General features: G+C 41.6%; 17 protein-coding genes and 1 riboswitch. Of the genes, 8 read left to right on the top strand and 9 right to left on the bottom strand.

All coding sequences use genetic code 11. The annotated features are described in order from the left end of the window. Positions 1 to 198: 198 nt before the first annotated feature. The 9 genes from argF to NSQ44_RS05275 form a co-directional block, all read right to left on the bottom strand. Entirely contained in the window at positions 199 to 1119 is a 921-nt protein-coding gene (gene argF / locus NSQ44_RS05315; RefSeq protein WP_066248375.1) for an ornithine carbamoyltransferase, read from the bottom strand. Next, positions 1116 to 4193 carry a carbamoyl phosphate synthase large subunit gene (locus tag NSQ44_RS05310; protein WP_340855458.1) on the bottom strand — a complete coding sequence of 1026 codons (3078 nt, stop codon included), beginning with the start codon at positions 4191 to 4193 and terminating at the stop codon, positions 1116 to 1118. The genes argF and NSQ44_RS05310 overlap by 4 nt, the downstream gene beginning before the upstream one ends. Further along, positions 4186 to 5250, bottom strand: coding sequence for a carbamoyl phosphate synthase small subunit (locus NSQ44_RS05305; RefSeq protein WP_340855455.1), 1065 nt, complete (start codon positions 5248 to 5250; stop codon positions 4186 to 4188). Before NSQ44_RS05305 ends, NSQ44_RS05310 begins: the two co-directional genes overlap by 8 nt. Before the next feature lie 57 nt (positions 5251 to 5307). Then, positions 5308 to 6465 (bottom strand): acetylornithine transaminase, encoded by a 1158-nt coding sequence (locus tag NSQ44_RS05300; protein WP_144596632.1) that lies wholly within the window; start codon positions 6463 to 6465, stop codon positions 5308 to 5310. Continuing rightward, positions 6462 to 7274, bottom strand: a complete 813-nt coding sequence (gene argB / locus NSQ44_RS05295) for an acetylglutamate kinase (protein WP_340855451.1) — start codon at positions 7272 to 7274, stop codon at positions 6462 to 6464. Before argB ends, NSQ44_RS05300 begins: the two co-directional genes overlap by 4 nt. After that, complete coding sequence (gene argJ / locus NSQ44_RS05290; RefSeq protein ID WP_340855448.1) at positions 7237 to 8457, bottom strand: bifunctional ornithine acetyltransferase/N-acetylglutamate synthase; 1221 nt, start codon at positions 8455 to 8457, stop codon at positions 7237 to 7239. The genes argB and argJ overlap by 38 nt, the downstream gene beginning before the upstream one ends. A gap of 18 nt (positions 8458 to 8475) precedes the next feature. Next, positions 8476 to 9513, bottom strand: a complete 1038-nt coding sequence (gene argC / locus NSQ44_RS05285) for an N-acetyl-gamma-glutamyl-phosphate reductase (protein ID WP_340786132.1) — start codon at positions 9511 to 9513, stop codon at positions 8476 to 8478. A 329-nt stretch (positions 9514 to 9842) separates the two neighbouring features. Further along, positions 9843 to 10151 carry a metal-sulfur cluster assembly factor gene (locus NSQ44_RS05280; protein WP_063387022.1) on the bottom strand — a complete coding sequence of 103 codons (309 nt, stop codon included), beginning with the start codon at positions 10149 to 10151 and terminating at the stop codon, positions 9843 to 9845. A 66-nt stretch (positions 10152 to 10217) separates the two neighbouring features. Next, positions 10218 to 10967: an alpha/beta fold hydrolase gene (locus NSQ44_RS05275; protein ID WP_340858124.1), complete on the bottom strand. Its 750-nt coding sequence runs from the start codon at positions 10965 to 10967 to the stop codon at positions 10218 to 10220. A 129-nt stretch (positions 10968 to 11096) separates the two neighbouring features. Between NSQ44_RS05275 and NSQ44_RS05270 the strand changes: the two genes are divergently transcribed. The 8 genes from NSQ44_RS05270 (at position 11097) to metH (ending at position 21040) form a co-directional block, all read left to right on the top strand. After that, positions 11097 to 11906 (top strand): Cof-type HAD-IIB family hydrolase, encoded by an 810-nt coding sequence (locus NSQ44_RS05270; RefSeq protein WP_066248385.1) that lies wholly within the window; start codon positions 11097 to 11099, stop codon positions 11904 to 11906. 132 nt (positions 11907 to 12038) lie between these two features. Continuing rightward, on the top strand, positions 12039 to 12179 hold the full coding sequence (locus NSQ44_RS05265) for a competence protein (RefSeq protein ID WP_094245334.1): 141 nt from the start codon (positions 12039 to 12041) through the stop codon (positions 12177 to 12179). Between the two features lie 957 nt (positions 12180 to 13136). After that, entirely contained in the window at positions 13137 to 14015 is an 879-nt protein-coding gene (locus NSQ44_RS05260; RefSeq protein ID WP_094245333.1) for a DegV family protein, read from the top strand. A 31-nt stretch (positions 14016 to 14046) separates the two neighbouring features. Next, positions 14047 to 14178 carry a DUF3941 domain-containing protein gene (locus tag NSQ44_RS05255; RefSeq protein ID WP_082829462.1) on the top strand — a complete coding sequence of 44 codons (132 nt, stop codon included), beginning with the start codon at positions 14047 to 14049 and terminating at the stop codon, positions 14176 to 14178. A 341-nt stretch (positions 14179 to 14519) separates the two neighbouring features. Then, positions 14520 to 14798: an HPr family phosphocarrier protein gene (locus NSQ44_RS05250; RefSeq protein ID WP_063387027.1), complete on the top strand. Its 279-nt coding sequence runs from the start codon at positions 14520 to 14522 to the stop codon at positions 14796 to 14798. A gap of 144 nt (positions 14799 to 14942) precedes the next feature. Next, positions 14943 to 15434: a YajQ family cyclic di-GMP-binding protein gene (locus NSQ44_RS05245; protein WP_094245332.1), complete on the top strand. Its 492-nt coding sequence runs from the start codon at positions 14943 to 14945 to the stop codon at positions 15432 to 15434. A 101-nt stretch (positions 15435 to 15535) separates the two neighbouring features. After that, positions 15536 to 15657: riboswitch (SAM riboswitch) on the top strand. A 108-nt stretch (positions 15658 to 15765) separates the two neighbouring features. Next, positions 15766 to 17625, top strand: a complete 1860-nt coding sequence (locus tag NSQ44_RS05240) for a bifunctional homocysteine S-methyltransferase/methylenetetrahydrofolate reductase (RefSeq protein ID WP_340855439.1) — start codon at positions 15766 to 15768, stop codon at positions 17623 to 17625. After that, positions 17618 to 21040: a methionine synthase gene (metH, locus tag NSQ44_RS05235; RefSeq protein WP_340855435.1), complete on the top strand. Its 3423-nt coding sequence runs from the start codon at positions 17618 to 17620 to the stop codon at positions 21038 to 21040. The genes NSQ44_RS05240 and metH overlap by 8 nt, the downstream gene beginning before the upstream one ends. The last annotated feature ends 80 nt before the right edge of the window (positions 21041 to 21120 follow it).

The raw sequence follows: 21120 nt of genomic DNA, 5'->3' as shown, positions 1-21120 counted from the left end.
AGCGTGCAAGCACCGAATGCTGGGTCAAAAGCTCTTTTTACTGTTTCTGTGAGAATCATTATTTACAATTATTCCCAAAATTGTCTCACCTGTCGTTCTTTTTTGTCTGGATATATATGCAGTAGAGTAAAACCTTTCGCCCCGGTTTCAAAAGAAAAAAAGCAGGAGATCATCCTGCTTTATCAACGAAAGATCTTGTTAAGCCATAATTTCTTTTAAAATTGCTTTTTGCGCATGAAGGCGGTTTTCGGCCTGCAAAAATACCGCTGATTGGCTTCCGTCCATCACTTCATCTGTCACTTCCAAGCCGCGCGCAGCCGGCAGGCAGTGAAGGAAGCTTGCATCTCGTTTTGCTTTTGCCAGCAAGGATTGATTTACTTGAAACGGTTTAAATGCTTTCATTCTTGCTTCTGTTTCTTCTTCCTGTCCCATGCTGACCCAAACGTCCGTATAAATAATATCAGCATCCTGAACCGCTTCGTCTGGATTATGAATTAATTCGACTTTCCCGCCCGTTTCGCCAGCAATTTCTTTCGCCTGTTTCAAAATGCTTTCATTTGGCTCATAGCCTTCTGGGGCTGCGATCGTAAAATGAGCGCCAACTTTTGCGCAGCCAACCATAAGGGAGTGGGCGACATTGTTGCCGTCGCCAACATAAACGACTTTTACGCCTGAAAATTTGCCTTTCAGCTCATAAATTGTCAATAAATCAGCTAACGCTTGGCAAGGATGGTACAAGTCGCACAAACCATTGATGACAGGGACAGTTGCATATTCGGCAAGCTCTTTGACCCGATTATGGTCAGTTGTGCGGAGAAGAATGGCATCCACATATCGCGACAATACTCTCGCTGTATCAGCGATTGTCTCACCGCGCCCGAGCTGAAGCTCTTTTGAAGAAAGGGCAAGCGCATGTCCCCCTAATTGCAGCATTCCTACTTCAAAGGAGACACGAGTTCGAGTGGATGATTTTTCGAAAATCATCGCCAGCGTTTTCCCATGAAGGACGTTTGATAGCGGATTTTGCTTTAATTTCAATGCTTCCTCGAGCAAATATTGAATTTCTTCTGATGTAAAATCAAGCAGCTTTAAAACGTTACGACCTTTAAGTGTGCTCATAAACTCATTTCGACTCCTTTATCTGACAGTTCATGTAAAGAAATAGGCGTGTATTTGCTAACTGTTAGTGCACTTAAAAATGCCTGAAATGATGCTTCTTCCGTCAATACCATAATTCCTCGTTCAAGCGCTTTTTGTCGTCTTGCCTTTGCCTGATCGTTTTCTTCCGGATTATAATAAAGCACCGCTTCTTTTTTCTCAAGCCAACTTTCAAAATTATCCGTTACCGGTTTTATATAATCGAGTACATCATCTTTCTTATCTCCATCCACAAAAATACCGTCCGAATGAATTGGAAATAAATGATCGAATACCTTCCGCATCGCTTCCTCCACAGATTTGCCGACACACATTCCTTCGCCCGTCGATTTCATTTCCGGACCTAGTTTCATATCGACATCTGAATGGGCGTGCGTTGAAAATACCGGATATTTAATAGCCACATATTCATGGGCTGCTATTTGAGGATGTAAGTCAGTTAACATTTTTCCGGTTAAAATGGTTGTCGCAAGATCTACTAACGGCACTCCGGCAACTTTGCTGACGATCGGCACAGTCCGGCTCGCACGCGGATTCACTTCCAGCACATAAACGTCCTGACCATCAATTAAAAATTGAATGTTCATAATGCCTTTATATTGCAAATGTTGAACCATTCTTTCCGCATAGTCGGTCATTTTTTCTTTTATTTCTTTTGACAACGACACAGCTGGAAAAATCGCATAACTATCGCCAGAATGAACACCAGCGGGCTCGATATGCTCCATAAATCCCGGAATAAACACATTTTTCCCGTCAGCTATTAAATCAACCTCCGCTTCCTGACCAAAAAGGAATTCATCTAAAAGAAGAGGAAAATGATTTTCGTCCGTCTGCTCCACTAACGAAAGCAGCTCTTCTTGATTTTTTACCTTCACCATGCCTTTTCCGCCAATAACATATGAAGGTCTTAACAGGATCGGATACCGCAGCTTTTTCGCTTCCGATATCGCCTCCTCTTTTGTATGTGCCATTGCTCCTTGAATGTGCGGGATATTCGTTTCGTCTAATAGCTGATAAAATCTTTCTCGATCCTCCAATATGTCCAGAAGCTCAGAAGTTGTACCAAGCAGCTTCACGCCTGCTTTTTCAAGCTTCTCCGCTAAGTTGATCGCCGTCTGGCCGCCAAATTGGACGAGCGTTACGTCAATGTTTTCATTTTCAACAACATTTAATATATGCTCGACTGTTAACGGCTCAAAATATAATCGATCCGCTGTTTCATAATCAGTGCTGACCGTCTCAGGATTATTGTTGATCATGATCGCGTCATATCCAAGCTTTTGCAATGTTTGAATGCAGTGAACAGCACTGTAGTCAAACTCAACTCCCTGTCCGATGCGAATCGGGCCGGAACCAATGACAAGCGCCTTCTTCTTTCCTCTTGTGGAGACAGCTTCGTTTTCACCGAAAACGTACGTAGAATAGAAATAATTTGTTCTCGCTTCAAATTCTGCGGCACATGTATCAACCATTTTGAATATGGCCTTAATCCCCCACTCTTTGCGGAGCTTTCGGATTTCTTTTTCTTCTGTCTTTTGCCAATATGAAATCGAACGGTCGGAAAAGCCGAAAAATTTCAGTTCTTTTAAAAGGCTTGGAGACAGCTTTTCTTTTTTCGCTTTTCCTTCAAGTTCAATTAGATGGTTGAAAACATGCAAGAAATAATAGTCAATTTTTGTCTGGCTGTGAAGCTCATCTATAGAAACTCCTCTTCTTAACAGCTCCATTAAGATGAAAAAGCGTTCATCATCTGCATGCTGGAGGCGGTTAATAAGAGCTGACGTATCTTCTTTCACAAGCTTAGGCAAATAAATGCCGATATTATTTAATTCCAACGATTCCACAGCTTTTTGCAGAGCGGCTTCCATCGTCCGTTCGATCGCCATCACTTCGCCGGTTGCTTTCATCTTTGTTCCAAGCTTCCGATCTGCTTTTGTAAATTTATCAAACGGCCAGCGCGGAAATTTGACAACTACATAGTCAAGTGCAGGTTCAAAGCTGGCATATGTCGACATCGTTAACGGGTTCTTCAGCTCCGCTAATGAGTAGCCAACAGCTAGCTTTGCAGCCATTCTGGCAATTGGGTAACCAGTCGCTTTCGAAGCAAGTGCGGAAGAGCGACTTACCCTAGGGTTGACCTCAATCACGTAATATTGCTTGCTTTCAGGGTCAAGTGCAAACTGAATGTTGCAGCCCCCGACTACCTTTAATGCATCGATAATTTTCAAAGCCGCCTGCCGGAGCATTTGATATTCTTCATCTGTTAATGTTTGAGATGGGGCAACAACGATCGAATCCCCAGTATGAATTCCGACTGGATCAATGTTTTCCATATTGCAGACGGTAATACAAGTACCTTTTGCATCGCGCATCACTTCATATTCAATTTCCTTAAATCCGGCAATACTTCTTTCCACAAGCACTTGATTGATTGGGCTCATTTTAAGTCCATTTGTGACAATGGAAATAAACTCTTCTCGGTTGTAGGCGATGCCTCCGCCTTTGCCGCCAAGCGTATAAGCCGGACGAATGATAATCGGAAAACCAATTTCATCAGCAAACTGAAGGGCGGACGGAACATCCTCCACAATTTTGCTTTCCGGGATCGGCTCGTTCAAATCAATCATCAGCTTTCGAAATAGCTCCCGGTCCTCCCCTTTTTGAATCGATTCGATCGAGGTTCCGAGCAGTTTCAAGCCGTATTTTTGCAAAATCCCTGCCTGATCAAGCTCCACAGCTAGATTTAAAGCCGTCTGCCCCCCCAATGTTGCCAAAATGCCGTCTGGACGTTCTTTTGCAATTATTTTTTCAATGCTTTCCACCGTAAGCGGCTCTGAATAGACCGCATCGGCAATTTTCGTATCGGTCATAATCGTTGCAGGATTGTTGTTAACAAGTACAACTTCAAATCCTTCTTCTTTTAACGCCAAGCATCCCTGTGTCCCAGAATAGTCAAATTCCGCCGCTTGGCCGATAATGATCGGACCTGAACCGATCACTAGTATTTTGTTTAATGATGTATCTTTAGGCATAGACTTTTTCTCTCCCTGCTGCTACATATGTGTCTAAAAATTCATCAAAAATAAAACTAGCATCTTCCGGTCCTGGATGGGCTTCCGGATGAAATTGAACAGACATGACTTTCAATTTTTCATGCTCAAGCCCTTCAACTGAGCCGTCATTGACATTTGTATATCGCAATTTAAGAGGTGTTTTTTCCAAGCTTTTTTTATCCACCACATAGCTGTGGTTTTGTGATGTAATAAATACGTTTCCTGTTTTTTGATCAATTACCGGATGGTTTGCTCCGCGGTGCCCGAATCTGAGCTTTGTTGTATTCCCGCCAAACGACAGGGCAATCAGCTGATTCCCTAAACAAATCCCGAGCGTCGGATATTGCTTCATCAATTGGTTTAATGTAGAAAAATAATTTTTCATTTGCTTTGGATCGCCCGGCCCGTTCGACAGCACGATGCCATGCGGCTTGATTTCAAACACTTTTTCCATTTGATGAAACGGAACGACTGAAACTTTACAGCCTCTTTTCAGCAAAGAATTCAAAATCGATTTTTTAAATCCAAAATCAATTAGTGCAATGTGTGTCGGACCATTGCCAAACGTTTCGATTTCGCTTGCAGAAACATCGCGAATCGGAAAATCGGAGAGCTTATCCTGAGAGTCGTATTGTTTGTCTTTTGAAATGACCGCATGCAATGTCCCTTTTGATCGGATTTGTTTGACAACAGCTCTCGTGTCAACATTTGTTAAATAAGGAATATTCCATTTTTGTAAATAGTCTTTTAATGAACGGTTCGCTTTATAATGGGAATAGTGTTCAGTCAGCTGAAAAAGGATGACCCCTTTCACCTGCGGCTTTTTGCTTTCAAAATCTTGATCATTGATACCGTAATTGCCAATAAGCGGATACGTAAAAACGACGATTTGATCTTTGTAGGAAGGATCTGTCAACACCTCTTGATATCCTGTCATTCCTGTATAAAAAACGAGTTCTCCTTTAACAGGAGACACGATTTCATCCATCTTGCCTTCAAAAACTGTTCCATCTTCTAATACAAGATAACCTTGCATATTGAACACCTCTTTGATGTATATTTATACAACAATTTGCAAGAAAATTCTTATCTTTTAGGAAGAGAAGATCTTTTCTTTTTTCAAAACAGAAGCAATAATGCCCAGTCCTAAATCAATTTCTTCATTCGAAACAGTGAGCGGAGGAAGAAGCCGTAACACATTGGATCCAGCTGAAAGTGCTAGAAGTCCTTCTTCTCTTAAAGAAGCAAGCACTTTATTGACCTCAATATCCAGCTCAATTCCAAGCAGCAATCCTTTACCCCGCACTTTTTTTACAGTAGGCACATCTCTCAAGAGTTCTGATAGACCTTCGAACAGCCGCTGACCTTTTTCCTGAACGCTTTGCAAAAAGCTTGGCTGAAAAACAGTTTCCAAAGTCGCTTTCGCAGCTGCCATAGCCAAATAATTCCCGCCGAACGTTGAACCGTGTGTTCCCGGTGAAAAACTTTCGATCAATTCTTGTTTTCCGATCATGGCTCCGACAGGAAATCCGCTTCCCAATCCTTTGGCGACAGTGATAATATCCGGAGAAATGCCGTAATGCTGGTAGCCGAATGCTTTTCCGGTGCGTCCGATTCCAGTTTGCACCTCATCGACGATGAATAATGCGCCGATCTCCCTGCACTTTTCTTCTACTGCCTGTAAAAATTCCTTCGTTGCAGGAATAACTCCTCCCTCGCCCTGAACCACTTCCAGCATAAAAGCAGCTATATCCTCATCATGAATGTTTTTCACCGCAGCTGCATCATTGTAAGGGAGATATTCGAACGTAGGAATGAGAGGACCGAACCCTTTATGTACTTTTTCTTGAGCAGTAGCCGTCATAGTCGCAAATGTTCTGCCGTGAAAAGACTGGTAAAATGTAATGATTTTATGTTTGCCGGTATGTTTTCTAGCCAGTTTAATGGCGGCTTCATTCGCTTCGGCGCCGCTGTTCGCAAAAAATACGGCATCTCCGCTTGAATGCTCCACCAATTGCTTGGCAACCTCTTCTTGAAGGGGGATATGAAAAAGATTAGAAGTATGCCATACCTTTTGCAGCTGTTCAGTGATGGCATCCGCCACTTGCTTCGGACAATGACCTAGGTTGCATACAGCAATTCCGGAAATAAAATCTAAATATTTTTTTCCGTTTGCATCATATGCATAGCTTCCTTCTGCTTTTTCAATTGCCACATCCCACTTCGCATAGGTTGGAAATAAATAACTCATTTGACCACGACCTCTCGTTTTTTCGTAATTTTCGTTCCGATCATTTTCCCTTCCTTAAAAATACGGTCGTTGCCGCTCACAATCATCACATGCTCAAGCTGATCAGAAAGCGCATCTAAAGCCGCCTGTACTTTCGGAATCATCCCGCCGTAAATAACCTTCTGTTCAATGAGTTTTTCGATCATCGTTTCCGTCGCTTCTTCAATAAGCTTGCCATCATATAAAATTCCCGGAACATTCGTCACAAACAGCAGCTGTTCCGCATTTATTTTTTCAGCAATTGCACTAGCAGCCAGATCTGCGTTGATATTTAATTTTTGCCCATCCGCCGTTATGCCGATCGGGGCAATGACTGGAACATAGTCAAGAATTAGCAGCGAACGCAATAGTTCATCATTAATCTGCTCGACTTTGCCGACAAAGCCAAGATTTTCTTCATCTAAAAATGACGAGACAATTAGCTGACCATCAGTACCTGAAAGACCGATCGCTTTCACACTTTTTTGTGTCAACAGAGCCGTGAGCTGTTTGTTAATTTTTCCTGAAAGAACCATTTCTGCAATTTCAAGCACTTCTTTTGTCGTTTTACGCATGCCGTTGTAAAACTCGCTTTTTACATTTAATTTTGTCAACATATTGTTAATGTCCGGTCCTCCACCGTGGACGATAATGACCCGTTTCGTAGTTAACAGTTCTTTTATGCTGTCTAAAAAGCTTTCTGACAGCTGTTCCAGCATGCTGCCGCCAAGCTTAATGACAACAATCGGTTTATCATGTCCGGTAACTTGCATTGATTTTGACATACTCATATGTTAAATCACATCCCCATGCTTTTCCTTGTGCTTCACCATTATTTAACATTACCTTGATTTCTACGATTTCCTGATCCAAATATTGGATCGCTTCTTGTTCCGAAAATGAAACTGGCAATCCGTTTTTAAATAATAAGATATGGCCGAGATACACTTCCATTTGATTCGGATCGAATTCCGCTCCGCTGTAGCCGGCGGCGCACAAGATTCTTCCCCAGTTCGCATCTTTTCCATATATTGCAGTTTTGACGAGGGAGGATCCGACAATCGTCTTGGCAATGATGTTCGCTTCCTGCTTTGATTTAGCCCCATTAACAGAAACTTCAATCAATTTTGTCGCACCTTCACCGTCTCTGGCAATTTGCTTTGCTAAATCTTCGCTTACTTTTCTCAACGCCTCTTTAAAAACAGGCCAATCTGGATGCTCTTCCGTCAGCATTGAGTGTTCAGCTTTTCCGTTTGCTAAAACAAGCACCATATCATTTGTTGATGTATCGCCGTCAACGGTTATTTGATTAAACGTTTCATCGATAACTTCCCAGAAAGCTTGCTGCAGCGATTTTTCATCGATATTCGCATCTGTCGTCAAAAACCCGAGCATTGTCGCCATGTTGGGATGAATCATCCCCGATCCTTTTGCTGCTCCACCGATGGTCACCTGTTTTCCCTCGATTTCAAATTGATAACAGGCAGTCTTTTCACACGTATCTGTTGTCAAAATAGCCTCGGCAAAGCTTTTGGCTCCTGCTGATGAACGTTCATATTCAATATTGTTGATCCCCTCTTGGACTTTTTCCATGTTTAAATATTCGCCAATTACTCCTGTTGAAGCGACAGCCACAAGATGATCTGCAATTCCAAGCTTTTCAGCCGTCCATTTCCGCATTGCGTATGCATCGCTTAAACCTTTTTCGCCTGTACAGGCATTGGCGTTGCCGCTGTTGACAATCACCGCTTGAATTTTGTTTTCCTTTGCAATGCTCTCTTTTGTCACAAAAATTGGGGCAGCTTGCACAACGTTTTGTGTGTAAACAGCTGCAGCTGTTGCTGAAACGTCACTATAAATGATGCCGATGTCTTTTTTATGAGTGTAGCGGATGTGCGCTTCATAGCCGCCTGCATAAAAGCCTTTCGGTGTTGTAATTGAACCGTTGTCTATTTTTCTTATTTTGGTTGTCACTAGAAGTCCTCCTTGATGTTATGGATATACTGGCAAAAAGTTTAGTCCTTCATTTTCTTGGAATCCTGACATAATGTTGAAATTTTGCACTGCCTGCCCTGCAGCGCCTTTCATCAAATTGTCAATGACAGATACGACTGTCAACCGACTTGTTCTTTGATCAAATGCAAGACCGATATCGCAATAATTCGAGCCGTACACTTCCTTTGTGCTTGGGAACGTTCCGTTTGTACGCACTCTCACAAATGGTGAATGTTTATAAAATGATTCATATAAATCTACTAATTTTGAAGTATTCCATTCTTCTAATAATTCAATATACATTGTCGCCATAATCCCTCTTGTCATCGGCACTAAGTGGGTGCTGAACGAAATGAAGCCGACTTTCTCGTCCCACTTATGAAGCTCCTGTTCAATTTCCGGTATATGCTGATGCTGATGTACTTTATAAATTTTGAAATTATCTTGTATTTCAACAAAGCTTGTAGCAAGCGAAGCGTTTCGACCTGCACCTGAAACACCCGATTTTGCATCAACAATGATCGAGTTCTCTTTGACGATTTTTTCCCGCACAAGCGGTGCTAGGCCAAGCAAGGTTGCAGTTGGATAGCATCCAGGATTCGCCAAAATTTTAGCGTTCTTAATATCCTCACGATACAGCTCTGTCAAGCCGTATACCGCTTCCTGCAAAAGCATTTCAGGCGCTGGTGCTTTTTTATACCATTTTTCATAATCATCACTATTTTTTAACCTTAAATCGCCTGATAAGTCGATGATTTTCAATTGATCGTCAAGCAATTCCGTCGTCAGTGAAGCAGATATTCCCGACGGCGTCGCAAGAAAAACAACATCATTTTCTTCTTTTATTTGATCCGGCTCTAACGGTTTTAGTTCATTTTCTTTTATATGGGATAAATGCGGATATTCGTCAATATAGCTCTTTTTTTCTGCTGAAGATGTATATAAATGAATGTTTTCGACATACCGATGATTGGCTAAAATTCGATAAAGTTCCACACCGCCATATCCTGTTGCCCCGATAATTCCTATATTCAACCTCAATCACCTTCAATTCATTCCGTTAAATTAGTTACCATTATAATACTGTATAAAAATAAAATCAATTGTATATTTATAATTTTTCTGTTCAAAAACAAGGATTCTTAATGTAGTAGAGAGCAGGGAATCCCTTGCAAATTATTCAGATATGCCATGCTGAAGAAAAAATGCAAATTATGTTTCGGGATAAAAGCTCCATTATGGTGAGAGATAAACAAAAGAAGCGATAAAGACGAAAATAAAAACATAATGACACTTGCAGTCAAATTGATAAAACATTTGCATAATAAAAAAGACTGGCCTTTTCCGCCAGTCTGCACAAGTTTTTATTGAATACCTAAGGCAATTTTTGCGTATCTGGACATGCGGTCCTTCGTCCAAGGTGGATTCCAAACGATGTTGACATCGACATCTTTGATTTCTGGAATTCCGTCAAGCGCAGCTTTTACTTGTTGAACAATTGTTCCAGCAAGGGGGCATCCCATTGCCGTCAATGTCATAGTTACTTTGAGGACTCCTTCATCGTTCAGTTCCAAATCATATATTAATCCTAAATTGACAATGTCAATGCCGAGTTCTGGGTCAATAACCTGTTCAAGAGCACCCATTATATTTTCCTTCAGCGCTTCATCCATTTCGATCCACTCCTCTTATATTCGTTAATATCATTATATCGAAGTTTATGTCACATTAAAAATTTTCTACCTCAAATGCCGTACAAACCATTCAACCGTTTCTAGCACCCCTTTTCGAGACACCTTATGCCCTGCATCCTTTTCCGCAATAAATGCCAAATGTTCCGGATTGTCAGCATACAACGGCTTTATCTCTTCATAAAATTGATAAGTAGGAGCGAATGGTACAACTTGATCCTTCATCCCGTGCCAAAACAAAAGGGGGCGGTTGCATAACGCTTCTTTATGTACGGATAAATCATACTCATACAACGCATCAAATTGCTGCTGAATTTCTTCTTCAGACAACGGAAAGGTATAGCCTGCTTTTTGATAGGAGTCCACAAGATATTTGAAAAATTTTTGATAATGTGGGCTGCCCATTAAACTGACAGCAGCTTTGATCCACGGATATTGGGTGAGCGCTCCAAGTGTAGCAACACCGCCCATGGAAGTTCCCGCTACCCCTATATTTTTCCCATCAATCAATTCTTTTTCAAAAAAATAATTTTTTATTTTTTCGAGCTCTTTAACAGAACTGATAACAATATTCCAAAAATTTAAATTTAAGTCAGCCTCTGAAAGATTCTCATCCCTCTCTCCGTGAAATTTCGCATCAGGCAATACTACTCGCAAACCTTTTTCCGCCAAAAGATAGGCAATGTGCAAATTATGCTCTTTTGCGCTCGTAAATCCATGGATAAACACAACAAGCGGCAGCTCATCTTTTATAAAATCTTCTTTGCATACATGCAGTACAGGGATATTGTCCGCCATCGTATGCTCAACAATGACCTTCAATTAGGATGCTCCTTTCATTATTTTTTTGCTAAAATTAGTTTAACATATGGACAAAAAAGATGGAAAAAAGATACACTAAATAAAAACAAAAAATGAGGAGAGATTATGGCCAAAAAACATTTAATCGCATTGGATTTAGACGGCACATTGCTGAAAGATGACAAAACGATTTCTCCTTTTACAAAAAATGTTTTGCAAAAAGCACAAGAAGAAGGGCATATCATATGCATTTCAACAGGAAGGCCGTTCCGCTCGAGCAAAATGTATTACGAAGAATTAAATTTAAAAACCCCGATTGTCAATTTTAACGGAGCCTTTGTCCATCATCCGCTGGATGAATCCTGGGGATTTCATCATACAACCCTTGATGTATCTGTTGTAAAAGAGATTGTAGAAATCGCCGAACAGCATCAAGTCCATAACATTTTAGCAGAAGTGCTTGATCATGTTTATTTTCATTACCATAATGAACAATGGTTGGATATTTTCAGTATAGGAAATCCGAAAATTGAAATCGGCAACTTAAAAGCTGTTTTAAATCGCGATGTCACAAGCATGTTAATCCATTCAGACGAAGAAAATGTCAAGCGGATTCGCCATTATTTAAATGAAGTTCATGCGGAAGTTGTAGACCACAGAAGCTGGGCTCACCCGTGGCATGTTATTGAAATTATCCGAGCAGGCATTAATAAAGCAGTCGGATTGCAAAAAATCGCCGAATTTTACAATATCCCTCGAGAGCAAATTATCGCTTTTGGCGACGAAGACAATGATTTGGAAATGATCGAATATGCGGGATTAGGCGTTGCAATGGGAAACGGAATTGAGCCGCTCAAAGAGATTGCTGATGAAATTACGCTGACAAATGAAGAAGACGGAGTTGCAAAATTTTTAAAGGAATTGCTGTCCCTTTAATCTTTGCAAAAGTCCAAAAGTTCGATGATCTTTTTACACCTCACAACAATTGACAAGGATTTAGATGTTTAAAAAGGGATATCCTATAATTGACGAACTCATTTCGTCAATGATCAAAAGGGGGATTCCAACTTGGGCAAACGGAATAAATCGAAACGATTCATTGAGCAAGGAAAAGGTGCTGTCAAAAAACATGATGAAAAGTTTCCATACCGTATGACGTTTGCCGAATCAGAAGCAAGAGCCAATAACGAAGCAAGCTTCGAAGGATAATGCCCTTCCGTTCATTTTCGAATCCTTTTAAGAGCTGTTTTTATAATGAACAGATCGAATTTGAACAGACCAATCTTTGTACAGCATCTGCATCGAGAAAAAATCGAGCAGGCATAACACCATCCAGAATGCCGATTGTACGGCACATTTTGAACAAGGAATAAATATGAAATGGACGAAACGAGCTCCTCTTGTTTCGTCCATTTTTTCTTGTGCGCCCGGCATGGGTGTAATCTATAGGGTGAAAGTCCCGAGCTGCGAAGGCAGAAGTAGCAGTTAGCTTAACGCAAGGGTGTCCGTGGTGACGCGGAATCTGAAGGAAGCGAGCGGCAAACTTTAAGGTCTCTCGGAACACGAACTTCATATGAGGCTAGGTATCACTGGGTGAGTTTGCAAGACAAAACAAAGCCCTTTCTGCCGAAGGTGATACAGAGTAAATGAAGCAGATGGATGGAAGGAAAGATTACACTCTTACCCGGGGAGGTCTGGCTGGCACGCCAAGTAACCTTGGTAACCTATCTAGTGATAGATAGCTGAACAGTCAGAAGTCAGCAGAGGTCATAGTATTAGTTGGTTTAGAACTACTAAGAAGGACCGAACAATTAAGAGAGAATAGCCCTTGGCATTCAGTGAGTCATGATGAACACAGAAAACGTAGTACCTCACTTGAGGAAGGAAGCGGTGAATCCCGTGGGAGACCTCTTGGAGGGTGGAGTGACCACTGGCATAAAGAGAACAGCTATTCACGGAAGTTATAAAGACTTGCGTCAATTATCTTAATGGAACCGCCGTATACGGAACCGTACGTACGGTGGTGTGAGAGGACGGGAGTTAATCGCTCCCTCCTACTCGATTTTTTGTCCTTCTTTTTTAAATTTTCAGTTTGCACAAAATGTATTGTTTTCTATTTGTGATCAAGATAGACTATATGTAAATGAAAAAAAGTAGGTGTGATTAATGAATATTCACATTATCGCTGATAGTGCTTGTGATCTGCCTGTCTCTTTTTTAAACGATCAAGGCGTTTCTTTCATCCCTCTTCGTGTCCACCTTGGCGAGAAGGACTATGAGGATCAATTGACAATCAAACCAAAAGAAGTTTACGACTATATGAGAGCTGGAAACGTTGCTAAAACATCACAAGCATCACCGGAAACAATCACCAATCAATTTGAAAAGCTGGCGAAAGACAATCAGCCGGCGCTGTATATTGCCTTTTCTTCCGAATTGTCCGGTACATATCAAACTGCCGTTATGGTTCAGCAGCAATTGCTTGAAAAATATCCGAATTGGAAACTGCAAATTATCGATTCGAAATGTGCTTCACTTGGGTATGGACTTGCTGTCCGCTACACCATTCAATTAGCAAAACAAGGACTTGATTTAGAACAAATGGCAAATGCAGTAAAAGAGTATTGCAGTCATATGGAGCACATTTTTACAGTTGATCGCCTGGAATATTTGGCTCGCGGCGGGAGAATCAGCAAAACATCTGCGTTTGTTGGCGGACTGCTAAATATCAAGCCGCTTTTGCATGTCGAAGAAGGAAAGCTGATCCCGCTGGAAAAAATCCGCGGGAAAAAGAAGCTTTACCGGAGAATTCTTGAGCTGATGGAAGAGCGTGGAGACAGATTGAGTGAACAGACAATCGCCATCAGCCATGGTGATGATGAAGAAGCAGCTCTCGAATTAAAACAATTAATTGAAGAAACGTTTCATCCAAAAGAAATTATCATCCATACGATCGGTGCTGTCATTGGTGCACACTCTGGCCCCGGCACCCTTGCTGTATTTTTTCTAAATAAACATATTCAAGAAGCTTCATGGAAATCATAAGTATATAACAGTATGGAAAGGAGCTTCCTGAATGTCCAAAACAAGCGATAATGATAAAAAAGCTGTAGACAACAATGCAAAACGACACGAAAAAAATCTATTGAAGGAAAAAAATCGAGAGCTTGGAAAACGGCAATACTCAAAGAAAACGGATCATTTATAATGCCCGCCTGTCGGGCTTTTTCTTTTTTTGAAATATCTCTAAAGGCGAGTCTTCCACCTCTTCTATCCGGACGTTCTGAAAGATAAAGACGCTTTCTTATCTTACAGTATGCATCTTTTCTCTAGCTTTTGTTTTCATTTTGTCTAATAAAACATGGGCGGGGCAATAACTTTCAATTTGATTAGGCCATTCATTTCATTAAAAAACAGAGAAATCCAAAACGTTTCCATATTCGAAAGCGGAGGTCATTTTTTTATATGTAAGAGGAAATGACAAACATGTGGGAATCTATCCTTTATTGATGTAAGATATTGTAAAATAAGTATACAAGAGGTGGCACAATGAAGAAACATGAAATTTCCGTGTATCTTACAAAAGAGATGGAGCCGGAATATGTCATTTCCCTTGTCCATGAAGCGATCAAATTTAACAGCTACATTTTATTCCAAACAAAAAAGCTCCAATTAAATGCGAAAAGCGTTTTAAGCATGCTCGGTTTTTCCGCCTTTTTAGAAGGTCATGTAGTCATCAGCGCTGAAGGAGAAGATTCGCTCGAAGCAGTAAAAAACTTACAAGACTTTCTTTCCCCTAAATGTTCTAAAGCGACATCATTAGCTTAATTGCATTTAAGCAGCTATTAATTTCCTTGCCGTTGCTTTAAGTAACGGTTTTTTCATTTAATTTGCGAGGAACCCCTAAAAGAGTTGTTCAACTGAACGACATTCACTATAATGAATGTAAATAACGTTATTGGAGGTAAAAAGTTGGCTAAGGAGAATTCATTTGACATCGTCTCAAAAGTGGATATTGCCGAAGTGAACAATTCCATTCAAATGGCGAAAAAAGAAATTGTAAACAGATATGATTTCAAAGGATCTAAAAGCGATATATCCCTAGAAAAAGATGAGCTTGTGCTAATCTCTGACGATGAATATAAGCTGAATCAACTAAAAGATGTATTAGTAAGCAAAATGATTAAACGCGGTGTCGCAACCAAGAATATTCAGTACGGGAAAATCGAAAAGGCTTCAGGAGGCACTGTCAGACAAAAAGCCAAACTTGTCAACGGAATTGACAAAGAAAACGGGAAAAAGATCAATGCGCTGATCAAAAATACCGGGCTAAAAGTAAAAAGCCAAATTCAAGACGACCAAGTCCGGGTAAGCGGCAAAAGCAAGGACGATTTGCAAAAAGTGATTGCAGCTGTGAAAAGCGCCGACTTGCCGATCGACGTACAATTTATTAATTTTCGCTAGCTTTGCCCTGTTCACAAAATTGAAATTTTATATTGATTATTTTGATAAAATTCGTTAAATTAGGATTAATCCGTTGTTTTAAAATTTCATACGGTAAAGCGTTCTTATCAAGAGAAGCGGAGGGACTGGCCCGATGAACCTTCAGCAACCGGATTACCCAAAAACTTTGGGTACCAAGGTGCTAAATCCAGCGATGCGTAAATTTGCGCTCGGAAGATAAGAAGAAGGGGAAAATGTTCAAGAAAAAGTCTTCTTCTTAGAAGGCTTTTCTTTTTTATATAGGTGTTCGCCTCCTTGCAGGCGCCTATTTCATTTGATTGGAGGACTTTTTATGGGGCTTTTACAAGATTTACAAAATCATATATTAATTGCCGACGGAGCAATGGGGACTCTACTATACTCATTCGGAATAGACAGATGCTTTGATGAGCTAAACGTTTCAAAACCGGAAGAAATAGAACGGATTCATTCAGCCTATTTAGACGCAGGCGCAACTGTTATTCAAACAAATACATACGGCGCCAATCGCATAAAGCTTGCCAGATATGGGCTGGAAGATGATATAAAGATCATCAACCAAAAAGGGGTTGAACTTGCAAAGAGGGCGTTACAAAAAGCGGAAAACAAAGGGTATGTCATCGGAACAATCGGCGGCATCCGTTCGTTTCAAAAAAGCGCCTTCACGCTATCTGACATTGCCGAAAATTTTCGTGAGCAGCTTCATGTCCTTTTATCCGAAAACGTAGATGGCATTATTTTAGAAACCTATTACGACTTGGAAGAACTGAAAACCGTTTTGCAAATAGCTAGAAAAGAAACGGATTTGCCCATTATCACAAATGTTTCTTTGCACGAACAAGGCGTCTTTCAAAATGGAACAAGATTGGCAGACGGTTTGAAAATGCTTGAAGAACTTGGTGCAGATATTGTCGGCCTCAATTGCCGTTTAGGCCCTTATCATATGCTGCAATCGCTGGAAGAAGTGCCGCTGTTTGAACATGCCTTTTTATCCGCTTTTCCAAACGGCAGCCTGCCAAGGTATGAAAACGGAAGATTAGTTTATGAATCAGATGAACACTATTTTTATGAAGCGGCTCTTCAATTCCGAAAACAAGGTGTCCGGCTTCTCGGCGGATGCTGCGGAACCGCGCCGAAACATATTCGGGCAATGGCTGAAGCAGTATCAAACCTACCTCCTGTCACAGAGAAAGAAGTTAAAGAACGAAATGTTCCAATTCATGTTTTACCTACGAAAGAAAGTCAAGAAACTCCTCTCCCAGATATTGCAAAAAACAGACGCTCAGTGATTGTAGAATTGGACCCGCCGAAAACGCTCGGCTTGGAAAAATTTTTAACAGGAGCAAAAGCGTTGAAAAAAGCGGGGATTGATGCAATTACGCTTGCGGATAATTCCCTTGCTACACCAAGAATCAGCAATGTTGCTTGCGCAAATATTGTGAAAAGCCGTTTCCAGCTTCGCCCGCTCGTTCATTTAACATGTCGTGACAGAAATTTAATCGGCATTCAATCCCATTTAATGGGGCTGCATACGCTTGGCCTGCACGATATTTTAGCGGTCACCGGCGACCCGTCCAAAATCGGTGATTTTCCGGGTGCAACCTCTGTCTATGATTTATCATCGTTTGATTTAATCAGCTTAATTAAGCAATTTAATGAAGGTTTGTCATACTCCGGAAAATCACTTGGTCAAAAAACAAACTTTACTGTAGCCGCCGCCTTCAATCCGAACGTAAGACATCTTGATCGCGCAGTTCAGAGACTTGAGAAAAAAATCAGCTGCGGAGCCGATTATTTTATTACGCAGCCGCTCTACTCGGAGAAGCTGATCGAAGAAGTATATGAAGCAACAAAACATCTGAATGTTCCGATATATCTCGGGATTATGCCGTTAATAAGCAGCCGCAATGCTGAATTTATTCATAACGAAGTGCCAGGCATTAAATTGTCCGATTCGATTCGCGAACAGATGCAAAAAGCAGGCAATGATAAAGAAAAGGGAAAACGAGAAGGACTTGCCATTGCAAAATCGCTTATTGACGCAGCATTTGACCTGTTTAACGGCATTTACTTAATCACTCCGTTTTTGCATTATGAGATGACAGTCGAGCTGACGGAATACATTCATGAAAAAGAAAAGGCAAAACGAGAAAGGAAGATTTCCCATGTATAACATAAAGGAACAGCTGGAGAAAAAAATTTTAATACTAGACGGAGCCATGGGAACAATGATTCAAGCTGCAGAATTATCTGCGAAAGATTTTGGCGGTGAAGAATATGAAGGATGCAACGAATATTTAAACATCACTTCCCCTGAAACGATTGTCCGTATTCATGAAGCGTACCTTGAAGCAGGCGCTGATATTATCGAAACAAATACGTTTGGCGGTACAAGCATCGTCCTCGAGGAATATAACTTGGGGCACCTTGCTTTTGAAATAAATAAAAAAGCAGCGGAGATTGCAAAGCGCGCTGCAGAAAAATATTCAACACCGGATTGGCCTCGTTTTGTGGCAGGATCAATGGGGCCAACGACTAAAACGCTCTCCGTTACAGGCGGCGTCACATTCCAACAATTGGCAGAAGCTTATCAAGTTCAAGCGGAAGGACTGTTAGAGGGGGGCGTTGATGTACTTCTACTTGAGACAAGCCAAGATATGCTCAATGTGAAAGCAGGTTACTTAGGAATTCAACAAGCTTTTCAAAAGCTCAAGAAAGAAGTGCCGATCATTCTGTCCGGAACGATAGAACCGATGGGAACAACTCTTGCCGGTCAAGATATTGAAGCGTTTTACATTTCAGCTGAACATATGAATCCAATTGCCGTCGGCTTAAACTGTGCGACAGGTCCTGAATTCATGACCGATCACATCCGCACATTGTCTGAAATCGCCAATACCGCTGTCAGCTGTTATCCGAATGCCGGACTGCCTGATGAAGAAGGTCGCTACCATGAATCACCGGAATCTTTAGCCAAAAAAATCAGAGGGTTTGCAGAAAGAGGCTGGCTTAATATGGTCGGCGGCTGCTGCGGAACAACTCCCGAACATATTCGCGCAATAAGGGAGGCAATGGAAGGCTTAACACCGCGAAAAATCGTCAAAAAGCAAAATCAACATACGGTATCAGGCATCGAGCCCCTTCGCTATGATGAATCAATGCGCCCGCTGTTTGTCGGTGAACGCACAAACGTCATCGGTTCGCGTAAATTCAAGCGTCTCATTGCGGAAGGAAAATTTGAAGAAGCAGCGGAGATCGCCCGCGCTCAAGTGAAAAACGGCGCCCACGTCATCGATGTCTGTCTCGCCGATCCGGACCGAAACGAGCTTGAAGATATGGAAAACTTCATCCGCGAGGTTGTAAAAAAAGTAAAAGCGCCGCTTGTCATTGACTCAACCGACGCCAATGTCATCAGAAAAGCGCTCGAATACTCACAAGGGAAAGCGATCATCAACTCGATCAATTTAGAGGACGGCTTAGAACGGTTTGAAGAAGTTCTCCCGCTTGTGAAACAATTCGGTGCGGCTGTTGTCGTCGGAACAATCGATGAAGACGGAATGGCTCTGACTGCGGAGCGAAAGCTGGAGATTGCCAAGCGGTCTTATGACATTTTAGTCAATCAACACGGTATAAGTCCAAGCGACATTATTTTTGACCCGCTTGTCTTCCCTGTCGGCACAGGTGATGAGCAATATATCGGATCTGCCCAAGAAACGATCGAAGGGATCCGTTTAATTAAAGAACATCTTCCCGGCTGTTTAACTATTCTCGGGATCAGCAATGTTTCTTTCGGGCTTCCGCCGGTCGGCAGAGAAATATTAAACGCCGTTTTTTTATACCATTGCACACAGGCAGGGCTCGATTATGCGATCGTCAATACGGAAAAATTAGAGCGGTACGCTTCGATCCCTGAGGAAGAGCGGAAGTTGGCAGAAAACTTATTATTTGAAACAAATGATCAGACGCTCGCACAATTTACGAACTTTTACCGCGACAAAAAGAAAGAGGAAAAAAAGCCGAAAACGGAATTAACCTTGGAGGAACGGCTCGCACAATACGTTGTGGAAGGAACAAAGCAAGGATTAATCGAAGACTTGCAGCTGGCACTAGAAAAATATGATGATCCTCTCGATATCATCAACGGGCCGTTAATGAAAGGAATGGAAATTGTCGGCGAACTGTTTAACGACAATCAGCTGATTGTTGCTGAAGTGCTTCAAAGTGCGGAAGTGATGAAAGCATCTGTCGCCTTTTTAGAACCGTATATGGAAAAAAAAGATGACAGCGGCAAAGGAAAAGTCATTTTAGCTACAGTCAAGGGCGACGTCCATGACATCGGCAAAAATTTAGTTGACATTATTCTTTCCAACAACGGCTACCGCGTCGTTGATTTAGGCATTAAAGTTGCGCCGCAGCAGCTGATTGAAGCGGTCAATAATGAAAAGCCTGATATTATCGGTCTTTCCGGACTGCTCGTCAAATCAGCCCAGCAAATGGTGTTAACAGCACAAGACTTAAAAACAGCCAACATTTCGATTCCGATTTTAGTCGGCGGTGCTGCATTATCACGCAAATTTACCGATCAAAAAATATCACCGGAATATGACGGTCCTGTGTTATATGCGAAAGATGCAATGGACGGGCTGTCGCTTGCCAATAAGCTGAGAGAAAACCCGGATGCTTTCCTTGAGAAAAGAACGGTCGCAGTTGAGGAAAAACAGAATAGACAGAAAAGCAGCAAACCTGTTATGATCATTGAAAAAAAATCATCTGTGTCCAAACCGACCGTATATCATCCAGTTGACTGCAATCCACACATTATTCAAAACATTGATATTGCCCAAGTCGTCCCGTATGTGAACATGCAAATGCTTTTAGGACACCATCTCGGATTAAAAGGCAATGTCAAACAGATGCTTCTGGAAAAACAGGAAAAAGCGGTAGAACTAAAAAATGAAATAGATGAATTGCTGCGTTTAGGGAAAGAAAATGGCTGGTTCCGTCCATCTGCTATTTATCAATTTTTCCCGGCCTATCGCGAAGGAAACTCCATTCACATTTTAGATCCGGCTGCAAAAGATAAAATCATTGAGACGTTTACATTCCCTCGGCAGGAAAAGCCGCCGTTTTTATGCATTGCCGACTATGTAAGCGAACGGTCAGATGAAACACCGCATGATTATATCGCCCTGTTTGCCGTAACTGCTGGAAAAGACATTCGCAGCATCGCCATGCAGTTTAAAGAAAGCGGTGAATTTTTCCGGAGCCATGCGATTCAAGCATTGGCGCTGGAGCTGGCAGAAGGTCTTGCAGAGCGGACGCACCAGCTGATCCGCGACCGATGGGGCTTCCCGGATCCACTTGACTTCACAATGCAGGAACGGTTTGCAGCAAAATACCAAGGTCAGCGCTATTCATTTGGCTATCCGGCTTGTCCAGACTTAGAAGATCAAGCGAAGCTGTTTAAGCTGTTAAAGCCTGAAAAAATCGGCATCCAGCTGACGGAAGGCTTTATGATGGAACCGGAAGCATCCGTCTCTGCCTTCGTCGTCTCACATCCTGAAGCACGGTATTTCAATGTTCTGTAATTGATCTCACCTCTTTGAGGTGGGATTTTTTATAGTACTTTTTTAGGAACTTAACTGAATTTAAAATAGAATAGAAGCTA

It is taken from the genome of Aeribacillus sp. FSL M8-0254 (assembly GCF_038008845.1).
GTDB classification, from domain to species: Bacteria; Bacillota; Bacilli; order Bacillales; family Aeribacillaceae; genus Aeribacillus; species Aeribacillus composti.
The sequence above is the reverse complement of the archived record's forward strand: the minus strand, read 5'-3'. Positions and strand labels throughout refer to the sequence as shown.